17 protein-coding genes are annotated in these 20874 nt (G+C 65.6%); 7 read left to right on the top strand and 10 right to left on the bottom strand.

What is annotated here, in order from left to right; translation table 11 throughout:
- The 3 genes from RO07_RS05700 to RO07_RS05690 all read right to left on the bottom strand — a co-directional run bounded on the left by RO07_RS05700 (position 1) and on the right by RO07_RS05690 (position 4473).
- Positions 1-729 (bottom strand): methyl-accepting chemotaxis protein, encoded by a 729-nt coding sequence (locus RO07_RS05700; RefSeq protein WP_039408829.1) that lies wholly within the window; start codon positions 727-729, stop codon positions 1-3.
- A gap of 98 nt (positions 730-827) precedes the next feature.
- Positions 828-3263, bottom strand: coding sequence for an MCP four helix bundle domain-containing protein (locus RO07_RS05695; protein WP_052267044.1), 2436 nt, complete (start codon positions 3261-3263; stop codon positions 828-830).
- 274 nt (positions 3264-3537) lie between these two features.
- A complete protein-coding gene (locus tag RO07_RS05690) occupies positions 3538-4473 on the bottom strand; it encodes a LysR family transcriptional regulator (protein WP_072636969.1) in 936 nt (311 codons plus the stop codon).
- A 124-nt stretch (positions 4474-4597) separates the two neighbouring features.
- Here RO07_RS05690 and RO07_RS05685 point away from each other — a divergent pair, with 124 nt between their 5' ends.
- Positions 4598-5857 (top strand): flavin-dependent oxidoreductase, encoded by a 1260-nt coding sequence (locus tag RO07_RS05685; protein ID WP_039408827.1) that lies wholly within the window; start codon positions 4598-4600, stop codon positions 5855-5857.
- A gap of 45 nt (positions 5858-5902) precedes the next feature.
- Here RO07_RS05685 and RO07_RS05680 read toward each other — a convergent pair whose 3' ends face one another.
- The 6 genes from RO07_RS05680 to RO07_RS05655 form a co-directional block, all read right to left on the bottom strand.
- Positions 5903-7540, bottom strand: coding sequence for a gamma-glutamyltransferase family protein (locus RO07_RS05680; protein ID WP_039408824.1), 1638 nt, complete (start codon positions 7538-7540; stop codon positions 5903-5905).
- A gap of 56 nt (positions 7541-7596) precedes the next feature.
- Positions 7597-8517, bottom strand: coding sequence for an ABC transporter permease (locus RO07_RS05675; protein ID WP_237171384.1), 921 nt, complete (start codon positions 8515-8517; stop codon positions 7597-7599).
- Between the two features lie 33 nt (positions 8518-8550).
- Positions 8551-9495 (bottom strand): ABC transporter permease, encoded by a 945-nt coding sequence (locus tag RO07_RS05670; RefSeq protein WP_039408818.1) that lies wholly within the window; start codon positions 9493-9495, stop codon positions 8551-8553.
- Between the two features lie 10 nt (positions 9496-9505).
- Complete coding sequence (locus RO07_RS05665; RefSeq protein ID WP_039408815.1) at positions 9506-11008, bottom strand: ABC transporter substrate-binding protein; 1503 nt, start codon at positions 11006-11008, stop codon at positions 9506-9508.
- Between the two features lie 86 nt (positions 11009-11094).
- Positions 11095-12183: an ABC transporter ATP-binding protein gene (locus tag RO07_RS05660; protein ID WP_039408812.1), complete on the bottom strand. Its 1089-nt coding sequence runs from the start codon at positions 12181-12183 to the stop codon at positions 11095-11097.
- Positions 12180-13208 (bottom strand): ABC transporter ATP-binding protein, encoded by a 1029-nt coding sequence (locus RO07_RS05655; RefSeq protein WP_039414386.1) that lies wholly within the window; start codon positions 13206-13208, stop codon positions 12180-12182. Before RO07_RS05655 ends, RO07_RS05660 begins: the two co-directional genes overlap by 4 nt.
- A gap of 161 nt (positions 13209-13369) precedes the next feature.
- On the opposite strand from RO07_RS05655, the gene RO07_RS05650 reads away from it, so the two are divergent.
- Positions 13370-14239 carry a LysR substrate-binding domain-containing protein gene (locus RO07_RS05650; RefSeq protein ID WP_039408810.1) on the top strand — a complete coding sequence of 290 codons (870 nt, stop codon included), beginning with the start codon at positions 13370-13372 and terminating at the stop codon, positions 14237-14239.
- Positions 14240-14324: 85 nt separating this feature from the next.
- Here RO07_RS05650 and RO07_RS05645 read toward each other — a convergent pair whose 3' ends face one another.
- A complete protein-coding gene (locus RO07_RS05645) occupies positions 14325-15659 on the bottom strand; it encodes an MFS transporter (RefSeq protein WP_039408808.1) in 1335 nt (444 codons plus the stop codon).
- 158 nt (positions 15660-15817) lie between these two features.
- Between RO07_RS05645 and cyoA the strand changes: the two genes are divergently transcribed.
- The 5 genes from cyoA to RO07_RS05620 all read left to right on the top strand — a co-directional run bounded on the left by cyoA (position 15818) and on the right by RO07_RS05620 (position 20851).
- A complete protein-coding gene (gene cyoA / locus RO07_RS05640) occupies positions 15818-16852 on the top strand; it encodes a ubiquinol oxidase subunit II (RefSeq protein WP_052267530.1) in 1035 nt (344 codons plus the stop codon).
- Positions 16853-16917: 65 nt separating this feature from the next.
- The gene (gene cyoB / locus RO07_RS05635; RefSeq protein ID WP_039408805.1) at positions 16918-18909 is read left to right on the top strand and encodes a cytochrome o ubiquinol oxidase subunit I; all 1992 of its coding nucleotides are present in this window, start codon (positions 16918-16920) and stop codon (positions 18907-18909) included.
- Positions 18902-19558 carry a cytochrome o ubiquinol oxidase subunit III gene (gene cyoC, locus RO07_RS05630; RefSeq protein WP_039408803.1) on the top strand — a complete coding sequence of 219 codons (657 nt, stop codon included), beginning with the start codon at positions 18902-18904 and terminating at the stop codon, positions 19556-19558. The genes cyoB and cyoC overlap by 8 nt, the downstream gene beginning before the upstream one ends.
- Positions 19555-19962, top strand: coding sequence for a cytochrome o ubiquinol oxidase subunit IV (gene cyoD / locus RO07_RS05625; RefSeq protein ID WP_039408800.1), 408 nt, complete (start codon positions 19555-19557; stop codon positions 19960-19962). Before cyoC ends, cyoD begins: the two co-directional genes overlap by 4 nt.
- A 118-nt stretch (positions 19963-20080) precedes the next feature.
- On the top strand, positions 20081-20851 hold the full coding sequence (locus RO07_RS05620; protein WP_237171441.1) for an SURF1 family protein: 771 nt from the start codon (positions 20081-20083) through the stop codon (positions 20849-20851).
- Positions 20852-20874: the final 23 nt, after the last annotated feature.

Raw genomic sequence — 20874 nt, 5'->3', positions numbered from 1 at the left:
TCAGTGAAGTCGGGAATGCAACTGCTGGGCCAGCGCTTCGACGCTGGAGAGCGAGGCCGCGATCATCTTGCCGCCCGCCTGGATGTCCTGAAACGTCGCCGTGGTCGTGACATCGTTGCGGTGCAGGCTGTCGCGATAGCTTTTCGACAGCTCCTCCGAGCGGGTCGCGAGCGCACGCACCTCGCTCGCCACGATGCCGAAGCCGCGTCCGGCCGCACCCGCACGAGCTGCCTCGATCGACGCGTTGAGCGAGACGATCAGCACGTGCCGCACGATCGACGCGAGTTCGTGGTTCTTCGCGTGCATGTCCTGGTTTTGCGTCATGAGCGAGATCATCTGCTCGTGCCAGCGCTCGAACGTCGCCGCCAGACCTCGCAGTCGCGCCGCCTCGCCGGCAATGCGTTGTGCTTCGCCCTGCCACATCGCCTTGGCCTCGAGCACGGCCGCTTCCGACTTGCGCGCCGCCTGCAGGTCCTGTTCCACCTGAGCGAGGTGCGTGCGCAGATCGGCCAGTGCATCGTCGCTCTCCTGCTCGAGCGCATCCCTGGCGGCGACGGCGACACGCTCGCGCTCCAGTGCCTGTTCGAGCGCCTCGTCGTGCGTCTTCGCCAGCGCGCGCCAGTGTGCGGTGGCCTGCGCCATGCGCACGCGATGCGCGACGAACGCCAGCAACCCCACGCCGATCCCCCCGGCGAGCACACCGGCCAACACCCATTGCACTGCGGACATACTTACCTCGTCTCCGAAAGCGGCGCGGCGGCCGCGGCCCCATAGCGTCCGCGCCGCCCATTCCTCGCCCTACAAGCCATTCCGATTTGCGCGCCGCGTCAGACCTTGTCGGCTTGCGACAGGTCGTCGCGCGAAGCGGCCGGACGATCCTGCGCCGCATCGGCCTCCAGCGCCGGCAGATCGACCGCGTCGGCGGCCACGCTGTTCAGATCGAAGCCATCCACCACGAGGTTGTCCGGCAGACACACCACCGTCTGGAACTGGCGGAACTCGGCTCCCTTGCGTTCATCGGTGAAGCGCAGCTCGATGCGACCGTGCTCGCGGCGCACGAAGTCCTGCACGGCGTCCATGCCCACGCCGCGGCCCGAGACTTCGGTCACCTGCGACGCCGTCGAAAAGCCGGGACGGAAGATGAACTGCGCGATCTGCTCGTCGGTCACGTACGTCTGCTCCGTGATCCAGCCGCGCTGCACCGCGATGCTGCGAATCCGATGCAGCGCGAGTCCGCGTCCGTCGTCGGTCAGCGTCACTTGCAGCATGTTGTGATCGAGGCCCACCTCGATGTCGATGGTGCCGGCCGCCGGCTTGCCCTTGGCACGGCGCTCCTCGGCGCTCTCCAGACCGTGATCCATCGAGTTGCGCAACAGATGCATGAACACGTCTCGCAGGATGCGCACAGCAGGCGAGCGCAGACGATAGCCGTTGTCGTCGATGCGCACGGTCGGCGCCGGCTTACCGAGCTCGGCGGCGAGCGACGGCAGCGAGTCGAGCACACCGCCCAGCGCCTCGCCCACGCCTTCGGTGCCGAGCAGGCGCAGCGTCTGGTGCACGGCGTCGCGCATGGCGACGAGTTGATGCGGATCGTTCGGATCGGCCGCTTCGAGCATGCGCAGGCTGGCGCGGATGTGCGCCCGGTCGACCGTCATGGTCTGCTCGTCGGCGGAACGGCCCGGCCCCTTGCGGCCCAGGCTCATTTCGTTGATCTGCGCGTAGGTGTCGACGGCTTCGCGCACGCGTTCGAGCTCGCGCATCAGGCCGTCCTGATCCCACAGGCGGGCGACGTCCGGCTGACGCAACTCGTGGTAGCGCTGCTCGGTCTCGTGCACGACGTTCGTCAGGTACTGCAGGTTGTAGGTGCGCGCGTTGCCCTTGATCGTGTGCATGTTGCGGAACAGCTCGGCAATCGCCGCGCTGTCGGCCTGCGAATGCTTGCGGATGATGCGCTCGTTCTCGCGGATGAACCCTGTGGAGCTCTCGATGAAGTGATGGAACTTCTCCTGGCTCACCGCCAGGATCTCGCCGATCATCTCCAGACGCTGCTTCTGCTCGTTGGCCTCGGCGGCGAGTTCGCGCAGTTCGGTCACGTCGCGCACGCACAACATCAGGCGCAGGATGGTGTCGGTCTCGTCGGTGATGGCGGACCAGGTCAGGTCAAGCTGCTTCATGCGCCCGTCCGGCATGCGTTTGCCGATTTCGCCAACCAGCAGGTGCTCGTTGAATGCGAAGTTGATGGCGTCCTGCCCGATACACGCATCGATGGCCGCCTCGACCTGCGAGAGAGCGTCCGAGCCCAGATCGCTGTCGCCGAAAACCAGTTCCATGACCGGACGGCCGGCGATGTCCTGCGTCTCGAAGATCGCTTCGAGATAGGCCGAATACTCGCCGTGCACCTTCGAGCCGTCGACGACCGTCAGAATGCCCTGCTGCATGTTCTGCAACATGGCCTGAATGTCGGCCGTCTTCTGCTTGAGTTGCGCGGAGCGTTCCTGGATCTTCTCGATCATGCCGTTGAAGGCCACGATCGAATGCCCGATCTCGTCCATGCGACCGACCGGCACGCGGCGCGTGAAGTCCTGACTGTTCGCGATCTCGCTCATCATCGCCTGCATGCGCGAGAGCGGACGCGTGATCTGGCGATAGAGCAGCGCGCCGACGGCCGTGAGCAACACGATCGCCAGCCCCGTCACGAGGCCGATGGCGGTCGTGGTGGTCGAGAGCGTGTCGTTGAGCGTGGCGATGGCCGAGTCTTTCTGGCGGTTCTTCTCGACGCGCAGCGTGTTGACCACGCCCTCGAGCTCGTCGCGATATTGCGCGACCATGGCGAAGAGGAACGCCTGCGCCATCTCGGTCTTGCCCGCCTGCTTGAGCTTCGCGGTATCCGCGATGGCGTTGAAGTAGTTATCGACGCTTTCGCGGGCCTGTGCGACGAGCCCCTTCTGCGCATCGCTGGCGGCGCCGTCGGCCTGGCGAGCAAGCGATTGATCGATCTCGCCGCGCAGCTTCTTGAGACTGTCGAGCGCCTGCTCGACGACGGTTTCGTCCGGCGCATAGACCAGCGTCATGGTGGCGATCTGCACCGCCTTGACCTGCGAGACGAGATCGGCGGAAGCGAGCGCGCTCGGCACCACGCCTTCCGTTACCTGGCGCACCTTCTGGGCGCTCGCGCGCGTCTGGTAGACCGCATAGCTACCAATGATCGAGAGCGCGGCAAACGTCAGGATCACCAATAGCGTTATTCGATGACGGATCGTCATTGCGTCGTTTCCCCGGGTCGCACCGGCGCCCGGTGCCACGCGCAAACTGACGCAGTAGATCGGCCGCCGAATTAGTTTGTAGATTCCTAGTGCGACGTGATTATCGCGGGCGAACTGTGACGATTCGATGAACCAACGGAAGCTTCACGTAGCCGCGTGCCGGCAGCGCCGTGTAGGAATCCCAGACGAGTGAGCGCGTACTGACAGCGCGACGGCAATGGCTTCGGTCCTCCCCTCGTCCCCCTTGCCCCTCCGCCCGCGACGCCCCGACAAGTCAACGCGCGTCACCGTCGGCCAGGGCGTCGATGCGTTGCAGCGATGTCGTCACCTGTTCGGTGAATTGCCGCCACAGCTCGGGTTTCGCGCGTCCGCGCTTGACGATGCGATGAAAGCCCAGCATGACCTCCGGCTGAGTGAGCACTTCCCAGCGCACGTCGCGCTGCCGGCACGCCGGCAATGCGAAAGTCGGCATGATGGCCGTGCCCATGCCTGCCTCGGCCATGCCGATGAGCGTCTCGAAACGACGGAAGGCGGCGCGTGGCTCGTCGGCACGGTCGATGCGCGCCAGTTGGGCTTCCACCAGTTGCTGAATCGGGTTGTCCGACGGCAGGCCGATCAACCGCTCGTCGCGCAGGTCGTTCCAAGTGATGGCCTTGCCGGCTTTGGGCGATGTGCGCTGCGTGCGCTTCGCCCCCGCCGTCACGCGCATCAGGCGAAACGACTGCAGCAGCGTTCGTTCGATGCCGTGCGAGGCCTTCGTGAAGAAGCCGAACCCCAGGTCGGCCTCGCCCTGCTCGATCAGCGCATGCACCTGCGAGAGTTCGGCCTCGTGCAGCCGCAGATCCACCTCGGGGTTCGCGCGAGAAAACTCGCCGAACCAGACGGGCATCAGATGCGACGAGACCAGCGGCGTGGCCGCGATGCGCAGCGTCTTGCGCGCCGCCTGCCCGAACGCCGCGATCTGCCCGGCAACGGCGTCGAGCTGACCGACGGCCGCGCTGGCCACCGGCAGCAGCGCATGCCCCGCTTGCGTCAGCGTGACGCTGCGCGTCGTGCGATCGAAGAGCCGACTGCCCAGTTGTGTTTCGATCTCGCGCATCATGACCGACAGCCCCGCCTGCGTGATGTGCAGCCGCTCGGCGGCGCGAGTGAAGTTGCCCAGCGTGGCCACCAGCACGAAAGCCTTCAATTGGCGCAGCGAGATGTTCATCGGCAACTCATAACTAATGAATATGAATTCATATGATAATCAAAATTCCCTGATGACTGGCGACGCGCTTTAATGGTGTCCATACCAGAACCGTTGGCGCCTTGCCGCTCAGGAGACACTCCACATGCCCTCATCGATCGACGTGGCTATCGTCGGCGCCGGTATCGGCGGCCTGACCCTCGCCCTCAACCTGCACGACACCGGCATCGCCTGCCGCGTGTACGAAGCGGTGCCCGAAATTCGCCCGCTCGGTGTGGGCGTGAACATCCTGCCGCATGCGTCGCGCGTGCTCGACGGCCTCGGCCTCACCGCCGCGCTGCGCGACGTGGCGGTGACGACACGGGAGTCGGCGTTCTTCAACCGCTTCGGGCAGTTCGTGTACAGCGAGCCCGCGGGCGAGTACGCCGGATATGCGTGGCCGCAGTTCTCGATCCACCGCGGCGACCTGCAGGGCGTGCTGCTGGCCGCCGTGCGAGAGCGTCTGGGCGATGACGCCGTGGTGCTCGGCCACCGCTGCACCGGCTTCTCGCAGGACGACGCCGCCGTGACGGTCGCCTTCGAATCGCCTGCCGGCGAATCGCTATCCCCCGTGCGCGCACGCGTGCTCATCGCGGCGGACGGCATCCACTCCGTCGTGCGCAAGCAGTTGTACCCGACCGAAGGCGCGCCGCGCTATTCCGGCGTGAACATGTGGCGCGGCAGCGTGGTGCTGCCGCCGTTTCTCACCGGCGCGACGATGGTGCGCGCCGGCTGGCTCTCGGTCGGCAAGATGGTGATCTATCCGATTCGCAACGACGTGGACGGCAAGGGCAATCAGTTGGTGAACTGGGTGGCCGAGATCGAGACGCCGCGTCCGGCGCGGCGCGACTGGAACGGCGTCGGTCGTCTCGAGGACTTCTTCCCGGCATTCGCCGACTGGCATTTCGACTGGCTCGACGTGGCCGGCATGATCGAGGCGACCGAGACCATTCTCGAATATCCGATGGTCGATCAGGACCCGCTGCCGCGCTGGAGCTTCGGACGCGTGACGCTGCTGGGCGACGCCGCGCATCCGATGGTGCCGCGCGGTTCCAACGGCGCCGGGCAGGCGATTCTCGACGCGCCGTGTCTGGCCGCGCAGTTGCACGAACACGGCCTCACGGCCGCGGCGCTCGACGCCTACGACCGGATTCGTGGCAAGGCCACGGCCGACGTGGTCCTGATGAACCGCAAGGCGCCGCCCGACGCGATTCTGCAGACGGTGCACGAGTTGAGCGGCGACAAGCCGTTCACCCACATCGACGACGTGATCGGCGCCGCCGATCTTGCCGCCATCTCGAATCGCTACAAGAACGTGGCGGGCCTGAACCGCGATGCGCTCAACGCCGCGACGGCGCGGAGCTGACGCGACGGGCACCGGTTGGCCGGCCCCGCGAACCGGACGGCCTGATCAGTAGCCGGCGGCCAGGCCGTCGCGACGGCTGTCGCTCGCGGCCACGTAGCCGCGATCCGGATCGTTGCGATCCAGACGCCAGATGTACTGGCCCGAGCCGAAGTCCATGTACGGATCGTCGATGGACTTGAGCTTGTGACCGAGCGCCTGCAGGCCCGCGACGGTTTCACGGTCGAGCGTCGATTCGACGTCGATGGTGAAGTCGCGATTGACCTTCCAGCGCGGCGCATCGCAGGCCGCCTGCGGCTGCTGGCCGTAGTCGAGCATGCGCACGATCGATTGCAGATGGCCCTGCGGCTGCATGTCGCCGCCCATCACGCCGAAGCTCATGACCGCCTCGTGCCTGCCGTCCACCTTCTGTGTGAGGAACGCCGGAATGATGGTGTGGAACGGCCGCTTGCCGCCTTCGACCACGTTGGCGGATTTCGGGTCCATCGAAAAACCGCAGCCGCGGTTCTGCAGCGCGATGCCCAGATCGGGGACGACCACACCCGAACCGAAACCCATGTAGTTCGACTGGATGAAGCTCACCATCATGCCGTGCTCGTCGGCTGCGCTCAGGTAGATCGTCCCGCCCGCCTTCGGCATGCCGAAGTCGAATTGCGTGGCCCGCTCCGGGTCGATGAGCTTCGCGCGCTCGGTGAGATAGGCGTCGTCGAGCATCTGTTCGGGCGTGACCTCCATCGAACGCGGGTCCGCCACGTACTTGTACAGGTCGGCAAAGGCGAGCTTCATTGCCTCGATCTGCAAGTGCTGCGAGTGCACGCGATCCACCGCCAGGCCCGAGACGTCGAACTTCTCGAGAATGCCGAGCGCCATCAACGCCGCGATGCCCTGCCCGTTCGGCGGGATCTCGTGCACGGTGTAGCCGCGATAGTCCTTCTCGATGGGTTTGACCCAGTCGGCGCGGTAGCCGCGCAGATCTCCGGTCGTCATCGCGCCGCCGTGCTCGGCGCTCCACGCGGCGATGCGCTCGGCGATCTCGCCTTCGTAGTACGCGCGCGGCCCTTCGCTGGCAAGAATGCGCAGCGTGCGCGCATGGCCTGGGAAGCGCATCATCTCGCTCGTCGTCGGCGCGCGGCCGTTTACCGTGAAGGTCTGCGCATAACCCGGCTGGTCCTTGAGCTCGGGCACCGCCGCCGCCCACTTGCGCGCCACGATGTGCGCGATGGCGTGGCCACGCTCGGCAATCTCGATGGCAGGCGCCATCAGGTCGGCGAACGGCAGCTTGCCGAACTTCGCGTGCAGCGCTTCCCAGCCCGCGATCACGCCGGGCACGGTCACGGTGTCGAGACCGCGGATCGGCTGCCTGGCGATGCCGTGCTGCTCACCATACTTCTTGCGGAAGTAGTCGACGTTCCATGCGCCGGGCGCGGTGCCCGAGGCGTTCAGGCCGTGGACCTGCTTGCCGTCCCAGACGAGGGCGAAGCAATCGCCGCCCAGACCGTTGGACACCGGCTCGACGATGGTCATGCACGCCGCGGCGGCAATCGCGGCGTCGACGGCGTTGCCGCCCTGCCAGAGAATACGCAGACCGGCTTGCGCCGCGAGCGGGTGCGACGTCGACACGATGTTGCGGGCGAACACCGGCAGGCGCGGCGTCAGGTACGGGTTCTGCCAATTGAATTGCGTCATGGACTTGCTGTTGACCTCTGTCTCGAAGGTTGAAAGGGTTCCGCAGGTCGCGCTACTTACTGCTCGCGCGGATCGAGGGCGTCGCGCAGCCCGTCGCCCAGCAGGTTGAAGCCGAGTACCGTCAGGAAAATGGCGATACCGGGGAAAATCGACATCCAGGGCGCCTGCTCCACGAAATCCTTGGCCGTGTTGAGCATCGAGCCCCACGACGGCGCGGGCGGCAGTTGCCCCAGGCCGAGAAACGACAGACTCGCCTCGGCGATGATGGCCGTCGCCACGGTAAGACTCGCCTGCACGATGATCGGCGGCAGCACGTTGGGCAGAATGTAGCGCACGATGATGCGCGCGTCCGTCAGCCCGATGGCGCGTGCGCCTTCCACGTATTCTTCCGCCTTGACGGTGAGCGCCTGCGCCCGCGCGAGTCGCACGAAACGCGGCATGGCCGACACGCCGATGGCGATCATCGCGTTCGTCAGGCTCGCGCCGAGGAACGCCGCCATCGCGATCGCGAGAATCAGGAACGGAATCGAGAGCAGTGCGTCGGCCAGGCGCGAGACGATGGCGTCCACCCAGCGTCCGAAGTATCCCGCGAGCAGCCCGAGCGGCACGCCGACGATCACCGCGATGCCGACCGACACCACGCCCGCCGCAAGCGACGCGCGCGCACCGAAGATCATGCGCGCGAGCACGTCGCGACCGAGCTCGTCGGTACCGAACCAGTGCAGTGCGCCCGGCGCCTGCCGCACGACGAGGAAACTCGTCGCAATGGGATCGTAGGGCGAGAGCCACGGCGCGAAGAGCGCGACGATCACCGCGAACGCGACAATGACGGCGCCGGCCACGGCCGCGCGGTTGCGGACGAACTTGCGCAGGCCACGATAGCGACGGCGCGGCACCCCCTGCACAGCGGCACCTGTCGTCGCCGGCGGCGCGGCGGGGGATTCCGGCGATGAATGGGTCGTGGGCAATGCGGCCATGGTCGGAGTCGGGTCGATGAAAATCAGGCGCGTTCAGGCGCGTCGCAGGCGCGGATTGAGCAGCACGTACAGCACATCCGCGAACAGGTTCAGCACGATGAAGCTCACGGCGGTGACCAGCACCACGCCTTGCACGACCGCATAGTCGCGATTGAACACGGCGTCCACGACCAGCTTGCCGAAGCCCGGGATCGTGAAGACTTGCTCGGTGAGCACCGCGCCCGCGAGCAGTTCGCCGAACAGCAATGCGAGCACCGTCACGATAGGAATCAACGCATTGCGCAACGCGTGCTTGAGCACCACCGTGCCGCGTAACAGGCCTTTGGCGCGCGCCGTGCGGATATAGTCGGTACGCAGCACGCCGAGCATGGCGCTGCGCGTGTGGCGCATCAACTGCGCACCGAGCGCCGCCCCGAGCACGAACGCGGGCATGATCATCGTCTTCACGCTCATCCACAGATCCTCGCCCGGCGGCACGTAGCCGGAAGACGGCAACAACTGCCAGCGCACCGAGACGAGAAAGATCAGCAGAATACCCAGCCAGAAGTTCGGAATCGACATGCCGGACAGGGCCAGGACGTTCGCGCCGTAATCGATGGCCTTGCCGCGATTGGCCGCCGACAGAATCCCGAGGGGAATGCCGATGCCGATCGCGATGGCGAGACCGAACGCCGCGAGTTGCAGCGTCACCGGCAACTTCTGCGCGATGAGCTTCGTCACCGGCTCGCCCGTGCGCAGCGAGTTGCCGAGATCGCCACGCAGAACGTCGCCGATCCAGAGCGCGTATTGCGTGGGCAAGGGCTTGTCGAGGTGGTACTTCTCGCGCAGCGCCGCGATGACCTGCGGGTTCTGGTCCTCGCCGGCCATCGCGAGCACGGGATCGCCGGGCAGCATCTTCTGCAGCCCGAAGATCATCATCGAGACGATGATCAGCGTGGGGATCGCAACCAGCGCGCGGTGGACGACGAGTCGCAGCATGGCGCCGTCCTCAGCCCTTGATGCTCACGCCGCGCAGACGAATCAATCCGTCGGGGTACGCGACAAAGCCCTGCACCTTCTTCGTGAGCACATACGGCCACGGTTGCACATACAGGTAGAGGATCGGATCGTCTTCGGCCAGGATCTTGTTGGCGGCGTCGTAGAGCGGCTTGCGCTCGGCCACGGTCGACTTCACGCGCGCCTCGTTGAGCAGCTTGTCCACCTCGGCGTTGCAGTACTGGCCGTAGTTCAGATTGCCCTTGCACGACACGAACTGGTGCAGGTTGCCGTCCGGATCGACGCGCCCCGACCAACCGTTGTAGAGCACGTCGAAGTCGCCGCGATGGGCCGCGTCGAGTGCCGCCGCATAATCCATCGGACGCAGTTTCAGTTGAATGCCCGCCTCGGCGAGCATCGCCTGCAGCATTTGCGCCATCTGGTTGGACACGGTGTTGTTGCCGAAGCTGAGCGTGACGTCGACCTTCTCGAAACCAGCGGCCTTGAGCAGCGCCTTGGCCTTCGCGACATCACGCCTGGTCGTCTTGATGGAAGCGTCGTAGTACTGCCCCGAGCGCGGCAGCGCCTGATTCGCCGGCGTAAAGATGCCGCCGCCGATGACCTGGTTGATCGCGTCGCGGTCGATGGCCAGATCGAACGCCTGACGCACGCGCTTGTCGCGCAGCGCCTTCTGCGCGTTCGGCGCCACGTTGAACGTGAGGCCGTAGTAACCCAGGCCGTCGATGGAAACAAAGTTCAGGTTCGCGTCGCGCTTGACCGATTTCACGTCCGACGGCGAGAGGCGTTCGAGCATGTCGAGCGAGCCCGAGCGCACGTTGGCGAGCCGCACGGTGGTGTCGGGAATCGGCAGGAAGATCACTTTCTGGACGGCGTACTTGTCGGCATCCCAGAAGCCCGCAAATTTCTCCAGCACGACGCGATCGTTCTGCACGCGCTGCACGAACTTGTACGGGCCCGAGCACACCGGGCGCGATTGCACGGCGGCGTCATCCGCGAGCGTCTTCGGCGCGAGCATCATCCCCGCGCGATCCGACAGGGTGGCGAGCAGCGCCGAATCCGGAGCCTTGAGCACGATGTTGACTGTCGAGTCGTCCACCGCGTCGACACGCTCGATCGACGACAGCTCGCTCTTGCGGTTGCTCGCCGGCAGCGTACGCGCGCGGTCGAGGTTGGCCTTGACGGCACGCGCGTTGAACGGCTCGTCGTCATGGAACTTCACCCCCTGGCGCAGCTTGAAGGTCCACGTCTTGCCGTCGGCGCTCATGCTCCACGAGGTCGCCAGCATGGGCACGAACTTCAGATCCGTGCCGATGTCGACGAGCGAGCTGCACAGCGAGCGCAACACCATGCGGTCGACGACCTGCGAGCTGCGCGCGGGATCGAGCGAACCGATGTCTTCCTGCAGGCCGATGCGGATGGTCGATTGCGCCATCGCCGAGGCGGCCCCCGTGGTCAGTAGCGTCGCCAGTACAAGATCGAGCAGAACGTTGCGCATGCGTGAAGCCTCTCGTTGATGTGTGTTGGTATGCGTTGATGAGTGTTGGTAAGCGGAGCGCGGAATCCGGAGGCGCTGACGCCGGGTCACCCCGCACCGGCGCCGGCGTCCTGCGCCTGCCTTGCGCGGTACAGCGCGAGACGCGCATTGAGCTTGTCGCTCGGCGGCGCGGCGCGCGCGGGGCTCGCGCCGGCGTTCTGGATCTCGCGCCAGAAGTGGCAGGCGATCTGCCGGCCGTCGGGCAGCACTTCGTGAATCGGCGCCTGTTCGCGGCACGCGGCACGCGCATGCGGGCAGCGCGGATGGAAGCGGCATCCGGGCGGCGGCGCCGTCGGACTCGGCAGTTCGCCCCCCAATGGCGCGCGCTCGCGCCGCAGATGCGGGCGGCTCGCCGGAATCGCCTGCAGCAACGCCTGCGTGTAGGGGTGCAGCGGATTGTCGAAGAGCGAATCGGCGCTCGCCAGCTCGACGATCTCGCCGAGATACATGACGGCCACCCGGTCGCTCATATGACGGATCACGGCGAGATCGTGCGCCACCATGACGAGCGTGAGCCCGAAGTCGTGCTTCAGGCGTTCGAGCAGATTGATGACTTGCGCCTGCACCGAGACGTCGAGCGCCGAGACAGGTTCGTCGCCGATGATCACGCGCGGCTCGCCCGCCAGCGCCCGGGCGATACCGATGCGCTGGCGCTGACCGCCGGAGAATTCGTGCGGAAAGCGTTGCGCGTAGTCGGGCTGCAGACCGACCGTGCGCAACAGCTCGGCCACGCGCTCGTCGCGCGCGCGACCGCGTGCGATGCCATGCAAGGCGATGGGCTCGCCGATGAGACCGCCCACGGTCATGCTCGGATTGAGCGAGGCGAACGGATCCTGAAAGATGATCTGCAGTTCGCGCCGAAGACGCCGCATCGCGCTCGCGCCCAGCGTCATGATGTCTTCGCCCTGGTAGCGCACCTCGCCGCGTGTGGCGTCGAGCAGCCGCAGCAGCAGGCGGCCGAGCGTGGACTTGCCGCAACCCGACTCGCCCACGATGGCGAACGTCTCGCCCGCCTGCACGGCAAACGACACGCCATTCACGGCATACACCGTAGGGGCGCGGGAGAAGCCGACGCGATGGCCGCCGAAGTGTTTGGTCAGATCGCGCGCTTCGAGCAATGCCGGGGTGGCGTTCATGCGATGACCTCTTCGGACGTCATGGCGGGCGGCGCCGCATGCGCCTCGACCGGCGCGAGCCAGCACGCGACGCGGTGCGTGCCGGACAGCGTGCGCTCCATCGGGACTTCCCGCGTGCAGCGCGCCTCGGCGAACGGGCAACGCGGTGCAAAGCGGCAGCCGGCCGGCATGCGCTCGGGGGGCGGCACCGCGCCGCGAATCGTCGCGAGCCTGCCCTCGCGCTTGCCAATGGAGGGAATCGCGCCCATCAGGCCGATGGTGTAGGGATGCTGCGGATCGTCGAAGATCTCGTCGACCGAGCCGTACTCGACGATGCGTCCCGCGTACATGACGGCCACCTCGTCGGCCACTTCGGCGACGACGCCCAGGTCGTGCGTGATCAGCACCACGGCGGTCCCGGTCTCGCGCTGCAAGGTCTGGATGAGCGTGAGCACCTGCGCCTGAATCGTCACATCGAGCGCCGTGGTCGGTTCGTCGGCGATGAGCAGTGCGGGACGGTTGGCCAGCGCCATCGCGATCATCACGCGCTGGCGCATGCCGCCGGAGAGTTCGTGCGGATAGTTGTCGAGCCGGGCCTCGGGCGCGGGAATGCGCACCCTGCGCAGCATCTCGAGCGCCTCGGCGCGCGCAGCACGGCGATCCAGTCCGCGATGGCGACGAATGCCCTCCTCGATCTGATGGCCGATGGTGAACGCCGGGTTCAGCGAGGTCATCGGTTCCTGGAAGATCATCGCGAGACGATTGCCGCGCAGGTCGGCGAACGCGCGTTCGTCCAGGGCGAGCAGGTCGCGGCCTTCGAACATCGCACGGCCGGCCACGAAGTTCGCCGGCGGAGTGGGCAGCAGCCCCATGAGCGCCAGCGACGTCACGCTCTTGCCGCACCCCGATTCGCCGACGATGCACAGCGTCTTGCCGGGATGCACGGCGAACGACACGCCATCGATCAGATTGGGCGCATCGGGCGCTTTGGAGAACTTCAGCGATAGTCCGGTGACTTCGAGCACCGGCCCAGCGTCTGCGGGCATGATCATGGGCGCGTTCTGTGGGTCGGTCCTACTCAATCGTCGTGCCCTCGAGCCCGGCGGAGCCTGTCATGAGGGACTTGCATGACACGATTATGTCCCCCACGGACCGGAAAGAAATATTAATATTTCTTTTTCTGACTTAAGTATTTTTTAATCACCAAATGCTGACGCTGCGCATGTTGAAGACCTTCCGCCTGGTGGCGCAAACGGGCTCGTTCGCCGCGGCCGCCGAGCGCGCGGCGTTGACGCAGGCGGCCGTCAGTCTGCAAATGCGCGGGCTGGAAGACGCCGTCGGCCAGCGGCTGTTCGACCGGCGCGGCCGGCAAATCACGCTCACGCGTCAGGGACGCGAACTGTTTCCCCGCGTCGAGCAGATTCTCGCGCTCACCGCGGAACTCACCCGCACCGCCATCGACACGATGCAAGGCCCGGTCACCATCGGCGCCGTGGTTTCGGTCATCGGCGCGCTATCCCTCGTGGTCGCGGAACTGAAGACGGCGCACCCGGGGCTCGACGTGCGACTCACGTCGGCTCGCTCGGACGAGTTGACCGCACTCGTCGAGCAGGGCGAAGTTGATATCGCTGCCGTCGTGGCGCGCGCCGACGACACGCGTGCGGACGGCCTGGTGTGGACGCCGCTCTACACGGAGCCGATGATCATGGTCGTCAATCGCGATGTGACCGAGCCGGATCCGCAGCGCATTCTCGACGCGCACGCCTTCCTGCGTTTCGACCGGCGCGTGCGCACGGGGAGGGTGGTGGAACAGGCGTTGCGCGCGGCGAAACTCGGCGTGACCGAATACCTGGAGCTGAACTCCATCGAGACGATCGTCGCGCTCGTTCGCAAGAACGTCGGCGTGTCGGTGTTGCCGCTGTTGCATCGCGGCGACTGGCACGCCGATCCGCTGCTGCGCATCGTGCCGATCGCCGACCCGCCACTGCTGCGCACGGTCGGGATGATCCATCGCGAACACGATGCGCGCACGCGCGACATCACCGCCGCCATCGTGGGCATGCTGCGCAAGGCGTGATCCGCGCGCTCGCCTGCCTCGGAAATGAAAACGGCGCGAATCGTTCGCGCCGTCTCCGGTGGGCGGAACAACGAAGGGCGCGCCGTCAGTCGCGCGTCTCCAGCGCCTTGTTGATGCGCAAGGCGAGCAGCGTGCACACCGCCCCCGAGAGCAGGTATCCGCTCACGGCGATCAAGCCGAACTCCGCCGACAGGCCCAGTGCCACGAGCGGCGCGAACGCCGCGCCGAACAGCCATGCGAAGTCGGTCGTGAGCGCCGCCCCCGTGTAGCGGAAGCGCTGCTCGAAGTTGGACGTCACCGTCCCGGCCGCTTGTCCGTACGACAGGCCGAGCAGCGCAAAGCCCACGAGAATGAAGATGTCCTGCCGGGTGGAGCCTCCGCCCATCAGGAACGGCGCGAACAGCGCGAAGATGGCGATGAAGATCGCGAAGAGCCCGAGCGTGGTGCGTCGGCCGATGCGGTCGGCGATGCGCCCCGAAATCACCGTGCAGACGATGGCGATCGCCGCGCCGCACAGTTGCACGATCAGCACACTGTCCATGTCCTGCGTGTTCTGCAGCGTAATCCACGACAGCGGGAAGACCGTCACGAGATGGAACAGTGCGTAGCTCGCCAACGCGGCAAACGCGCCGAGGAAGATGTTGTAGCCTTGTGAACGCACCATCTCGCGCGTGCTGATCGGCTCGAGCTGGCCCTCTTCGAGCATCTCGGTGTATTCGTGCGTCACCACCAGACGCAGCCGTGCGAACAGCGCCACCACGTTCACGGCGAACGCCACGTAGAACGGATAGCGCCAGCCCCACGTCAGGAAGTCGTCGGGCTCCAGACTCCAGTGCAGGAACAGGAACAGGCCCGCCGCGATGATGAAGCCGATCGGCGCGCCCAGCTGCCCCATCATCGAATACCAGCCGCGCCGCTGTGGTGGCGCGTTCATCGCGAGCAGCGACGGCAGCCCGTCCCACGAACCGCCGAAGCCGATACCCTGGACCAGACGGAAGAACGCCAGCAGCCAGATCGACTTCTCGCCCAGCACGGCGTACCCGGGCAGGAACGCCATGCCCGCCGTGGCGGTGCCGAGCACGAACAGCGCCACCGTGAGCTTGATGCTGCGCCCCCAGCGGCGCTGCACGGTCATGAACAACGCCGTGCCGACGGGGCGAGAGAGGAAGGCGAACGAGAAGATGGTGAACGCGTACAACAGCCCGTGCAGACCGTCGGCGAACGGGAAGAAAACGTGCGGGAAGACGAGCACGGCCGCGATACCGAACACGAAGAAGTCGAAGTACTCGGACGCACGTCCGACCACCACCCCGACGGCGATTTCCTCCGGCGCAATACGGGATTTGCTCCCATGGTCGTGCGCTGTCGTCGCGACGGGAACACCATTCGGCGTCGGCGATTGATGAGCACTGCTTGACATTATCGGACCCCCTTGCGGATCGGGATGACCATGACACTCGTGCACAAAAAGCATCGCAGGTATCGCGATGTCACGCCATAGGGTTTACCCTAGTATCACGCATGAGAGCCGGAGTCCATGATGGTTCGCGTCTACAGCTACGGTTGATCGATCGCAGCATGGCTTCCCCAAAGTTTATCCGCGGGGTACTTTTGCTCCCCGCCGCCGCATGGCTGTCCGGCTGCAGTACCGTATTGATGTCGCCCGCCGGCGATCTCGCGGTAAGGCAGCGCGACATCATCATCGTCTCCACCATCCTGATGCTGCTGATCATCGTACCGGTGATCGTGCTCACACTGCTTTTCGCGTGGCGATATCGGGAATCGAACAAGAACGCCGTCTACACCCCCGAGTGGGATCACTCGACGCTGCTCGAACTGCTGATCTGGGCCGCGCCGCTCATGATCATCATCGCGTTGGGGGCGCTCACCTGGGTGAGCACGCACAAGCTCGATCCATATCGTCCGCTCGAGCGCATCGACGCCAAACGCGACATCCCCCCCGACACGCGTCCGCTCACGGTGCAGGTCGTGGCAATGGACTGGAAGTGGCTCTTCTTCTATCCCGATCAAGGAATCGCAACGGTCAATGAACTGACCGCGCCGGTGGATCGTCCGATCCGCTTCGAGATCACGGCGACGACGATGATGAACTCGTTCTTCGTCCCCGCGCTCGCCGGCCAGGTGTACGCCATGCCCGGCATGGAGACGAAGCTGCACGCAGTCGTCAACAAACCGGGCGTCTATGACGGCTTCTCCGCCAACTACAGCGGGGCGGGCTTCTCGGGCATGCGCTTCAAGTTCCACGGCGTCTCTCCGGAGGAATTCGACGCCTGGGTCGCCAAGGTCAAGGCGAAGGGCGAGAACCTGTCGCGCGACAAGTACGAGGCGCTCGCGAAACCGAGCGAATGGGTGCCCGTGCACTACTACGCGGACGTGTCGCCCAATCTCTACGACGCGATTCTCAACCGTTGCGTCCAACCGGGACAGACCTGTCTGAAGGACATGATGGATCAGCCCAATCACCCGCATGCCGGCCGCGCGCGGACGGGCAAGGCCGACGCGTTGCTCGCCGGGGCGATGTGCACGGCCCGGAACACGGCGCAGTTTGCGCAGGACACCCGGCGCGCGCCCGGTGAGGCACTCACGCAGTGACGCCGCACGCGAGCGACCCTCGACAATGATGCGCCCCGCGCGCGAATGATCCCAGGTTCGAGCTTATGGACATCGTCAAGCTGATCTTCGGCCGCCTCACGATAGAGGCGATCCCGTACCACGAACCGATCCTCCTCGCGACCTTCGCGGCGGTGGCGCTCGGCGGCATCGTCGTGCTCGGGGCCATTACCTACTTCAGGCTGTGGGGCTATCTCTGGCGCGAGTGGTTCACGAGCATCGATCACAAGAAGATCGGCATCATGTACGTGATCCTGGGGATCGTCATGCTGCTGCGCGGCTTCGCCGACGCGGCGATGATGCGACTGCAACAGGCGATCTCGTTCGGCGACAACGCCGGCTACCTGCCGCCGCATCACTACGATCAGATCTTCACCGCGCACGGCGTGATCATGATCTTCTTCGTGGCGATGCCGCTCGTCACCGGCCTCATGAACTTCGTGGTGCCGCTGCAGATCGGCGCGCGCGACGTGGCGTTTCCCTTCCTCAACAACTTCAGCTTCTGGATGACGACGAGCGGCGCGGTGCTCGTGATGATGTCGCTCTTCGTCGGCGAATTCGCCCGCACGGGCTGGCTCGCCTATCCGCCGCTGTCGGGGCTGGAACAGAGCCCCGACGTGGGCGTCGACTACTTCATATGGGCGTTGCAGATCGCCGGGATCGGCACACTGCTGTCGGGGATCAACCTGCTGGTGACCATCGTGAAGATGCGCGCGCCGGGCATGACGATGATGCGCATGCCGGTGTTCACCTGGACCTCGCTGTGCACGAACGTGCTGATCGTGGCCGCCTTCCCGGTGCTGACCGCCGTGCTCGCCCTGCTCGCGCTCGATCGCTACGCCGGCACCAACTTCTTCACGAACGATCTGGGCGGCAACCCGATGATGTACGTCAACCTCATCTGGATCTGGGGCCACCCGGAGGTCTACATCCTCGTGCTGCCGGTGTTCGGCGTGTACTCGGAAGTCGTTGCGACTTTCACCGGCAAGCGTCTGTTCGGGTATGCGTCGATGGTCTATGCCACGGTCGTGATCACGGTGCTGTCCTATCTCGTGTGGCTGCACCACTTCTTCACGATGGGCTCGGGCGCGAGCGTGAACTCGTTCTTCGGCATCACGACGATGATCATCTCGATACCGACCGGCGCGAAGATATTCAACTGGCTGTTCACCATGTACCGTGGGCGCATCCGCTTCGAGGTGCCGATGCTGTGGACGGTGGGCTTCATGGTGACGTTCGTCATCGGCGGCATGACCGGCGTGCTCCTGGCCGTGCCGCCGGCGGACTTCTCGCTGCACAACGGCCTGTTCCTGATCGCGCACTTCCACAACGTGATCATCGGCGGCGTGGTGTTCGGGATCATGGCGGCGATCAGCTACTGGTTCCCGAAGGCGTTCGGCTACCGGCTCGATCCGTTCTGGGGCAAGTGCTCGTTCTGGTTCTGGTTCATCGGCTTCTATGTCGCCTTCATGCCGCTCTATCTGCTCGGCCTGATGGGCGTGACGCGCCGCGTGAGCCACTTCGACGATCCGTCCCTGCAGATCTGGTTCCAGGTCGCCGCCGTGGGCGCGTTGCTGATCGGCATCGGCATCCTGTGCTTCATCGTCCAACTGGTGGTGAGCTTCATGCGCCGCGAACAACTGCGCGACGTCACCGGCGATCCGTGGCACGGCCGCACGCTGGAATGGTCGACTTCGTCGCCGCCGCCGGACTACAACTTCGCCTTCACGCCGATCGTGCACGACAACGACGCCTGGTGGCAGATGAAGCAACACGGTTTCAAGCGGCCGGAAAGCGGCTTCCTGCCGATTCACATGCCGAAGAATACCGGCGCGGGCATCATCCTCGCAGGCCTGTCGACGGTGTGCGGCTTCGGGCTCATCTGGCACATGTGGCTGGTGGTGATCGTCTCGTTCATCGCGCTGCTGGCGGTGGCAATCGCTCACACGTTCAACTATCACCGCGAGTACTACATCCCGGCCGATCGGGTCGAACACACGGAGGCAGCTCGCACGCGACTGCTCGCCCAGCATGTCTGATACGACCGCAACCTTCCCGCCAGGCGGCATGCCCGCCGCCAATCCGCCGCGCGACGGCGAGTTGAAGTTCCTGATGACGAGCGACTATCACCCGCCCAGCGGGACGTTGCTCGGCTTCTGGGTGTACCTGATGAGCGACTGCCTCATCTTCGCGTGCCTGTTCGCGACGTACGGCGTGCTCGGTCGCAACTACGCCGGCGGGCCGACCGGCGCGGAGTTGTTCGAGCTGCCCCTCGTGGCGCTGAACACCACGTTCCTGCTGCTCTCGTCGATCACCTACGGCTTTGCGATGCTGGAGATGCAACGGCGCCGCCAGGGTGCGGTGCTCGGCTGGCTCGCGGTGACCGGCGTGCTCGGCGCGGCGTTCCTCTCGCTGGAACTTTACGAATTCGCGAACCTCATCCATGAGGGCGCCGGTCCCTGGCGCAGTGCGTTCCTGTCATCGTTCTTCACGCTGGTGAGCACGCACGGACTGCACGTCACGTTCGGGATCGTCTGGCTCGTCACGCTGATGGTGCAGGTCGGCAAGTACGGCCTCACCGCGCCGAACCGGCGCCGCCTGATGTGCCTGTCGATGTTCTGGCACTTTCTCGACGTCGTCTGGATCGGCGTCTTCACCTTTGTCTATCTGATGGGAGTGCTGCCGTGAGCACCCACGATTCGACGCTGCACGATGCCGACGGGCACGATCACGAGCATGATCACGATGAGCACGACGACGGGCCGCACAGCACGCTGCGCGGTTACGCGACGGGCTTCATCCTGTCGGTCATCCTCACCGCGATTCCGTTCTGGTTCGTGATGGGCGGCGTGTTCGAGAAATCGAGCACGACCGCCATTCTGATTCTCTTTGTGGGCGCCATCCAGATCGTGGTGCACATGATCTACTTCCTGCACATGAACGGGAAGGCGGAAGGCGGCTGGAACCTGTTGTCGCTGATCTTCACGATCGTGATGGTGGTGATCACGCTGTCGGGATCGCTGTGGGTGATGTATCACCTGAACCAAAACATGATGCCGGGTATGATGCCGGATACGAAGAACCTTCCCTGAACGGTATTCCCTTGAGCAGCAATCGACTTCATGAGACGGGGGACGCGCAGCGTCCCCCGCGCGCTTCGGGCCTCGGTTCCCCCCTGCCCGCCCTCCCCGTGCTTCCCGTCCCTCCCCCCTGCGGCTGGTCGTCCTCGGCGTCATCACGCTGTTGCTCGTCTGCGTGTTCGTCGCGCTCGGCACCTGGCAGGTGCATCGCCGCGCGTGGAAGCTGGAACTGATCGAGCGGGTCAACACGCGCGTGCACGCGCCGCCGTCCGCCGCGCCCGGGCGCGCCCAATGGCCGACGGTCAACGCCGCCGACGACGAATACCGCCACGTCTCGCTCACCGGCACGTACGCGTTCGACAAGGACACGCTCGTGCAGGCCGTCACCGACCTGGGCGGCGGATACTGGGTGCTCACGCCGCTGCGCACGGCCGACGGCGGCGAAGTGCTCGTCAATCGCGGTTTCGTGCCGCCCGGGTGGAAGGAATCGGTGCCACCGGCGCCCTCGGGAGACGTGACCGTCACCGGGTTGTTGCGCATGTCGGAGACCGGGGGCGGTTTCCTGCGCAAAAATGCGCCCGCGGAGAACCTCTGGTATTCGCGCGACGTCGCGGCCATTGCCACCGCGCGCGGGCTGTCGAATGTCGCCCCCTACTTCGTCGACGCCGACGCCGCGCCGGGCGCGCGGGCGAGTCTGCCCAGGCTGCCCAATGGCGACGGCGAAGCCTCGACCGGCCGGGCACCAGCGCTCGATTACCCTGTCGGCGGCCTCACCGTGGTGCAGTTTCCGAACAACCACATGAGCTATCTGTTGACGTGGTACGCGCTCGCCATCATGTCGGCCGTCGCCGGCGGGTTCGTCATTCGCCTCGAATTGCGCAATCGCTGTCGGGACGATTGAGTCTCACCTGCAAGCGCAGGCAT

The sequence above is a fragment of the Pandoraea pulmonicola genome (genome assembly GCF_000815105.2).
Taxonomy (GTDB): Bacteria; Pseudomonadota; Gammaproteobacteria; order Burkholderiales; family Burkholderiaceae; genus Pandoraea; species Pandoraea pulmonicola.
The sequence above is the reverse complement of the archived record's forward strand: the minus strand, read 5'-3'. Positions and strand labels throughout refer to the sequence as shown.

Bases quoted from the DNA above. Each gene is read 5' to 3' on its own strand.
- cyoB (WP_039408805.1), top strand. From the start codon at position 16,918: ATGGACATCGTCAAGCTGATCTTCGGCCGCCTCACGATAGAGGCGATC.
- RO07_RS05645 (WP_039408808.1), bottom strand. From the start codon at position 15,659: ATGTCAAGCAGTGCTCATCAATCGCCGACGCCGAATGGTGTTCCCGTC.
- RO07_RS05655 (WP_039414386.1), bottom strand. From the start codon at position 13,208: ATGCCCGCAGACGCTGGGCCGGTGCTCGAAGTCACCGGACTATCGCTG.
- RO07_RS05700 (WP_039408829.1), bottom strand. From the start codon at position 729: ATGTCCGCAGTGCAATGGGTGTTGGCCGGTGTGCTCGCCGGGGGGATC.
- RO07_RS05660 (WP_039408812.1), bottom strand. From the start codon at position 12,183: ATGAACGCCACCCCGGCATTGCTCGAAGCGCGCGATCTGACCAAACAC.
- RO07_RS05665 (WP_039408815.1), bottom strand. From the start codon at position 11,008: ATGCGCAACGTTCTGCTCGATCTTGTACTGGCGACGCTACTGACCACG.
- RO07_RS05690 (WP_072636969.1), bottom strand. From the start codon at position 4,473: ATGAACATCTCGCTGCGCCAATTGAAGGCTTTCGTGCTGGTGGCCACG.
- RO07_RS05670 (WP_039408818.1), bottom strand. From the start codon at position 9,495: ATGCTGCGACTCGTCGTCCACCGCGCGCTGGTTGCGATCCCCACGCTG.
- cyoA (WP_052267530.1), top strand. From the start codon at position 15,818: ATGGCTTCCCCAAAGTTTATCCGCGGGGTACTTTTGCTCCCCGCCGCC.
- RO07_RS05695 (WP_052267044.1), bottom strand. From the start codon at position 3,263: ATGACGATCCGTCATCGAATAACGCTATTGGTGATCCTGACGTTTGCC.
- RO07_RS05685 (WP_039408827.1), top strand. From the start codon at position 4,598: ATGCCCTCATCGATCGACGTGGCTATCGTCGGCGCCGGTATCGGCGGC.
- cyoC (WP_039408803.1), top strand. From the start codon at position 18,902: ATGTCTGATACGACCGCAACCTTCCCGCCAGGCGGCATGCCCGCCGCC.
- RO07_RS05680 (WP_039408824.1), bottom strand. From the start codon at position 7,540: ATGACGCAATTCAATTGGCAGAACCCGTACCTGACGCCGCGCCTGCCG.
- RO07_RS05675 (WP_237171384.1), bottom strand. From the start codon at position 8,517: ATGGCCGCATTGCCCACGACCCATTCATCGCCGGAATCCCCCGCCGCG.
- RO07_RS05650 (WP_039408810.1), top strand. From the start codon at position 13,370: ATGCTGACGCTGCGCATGTTGAAGACCTTCCGCCTGGTGGCGCAAACG.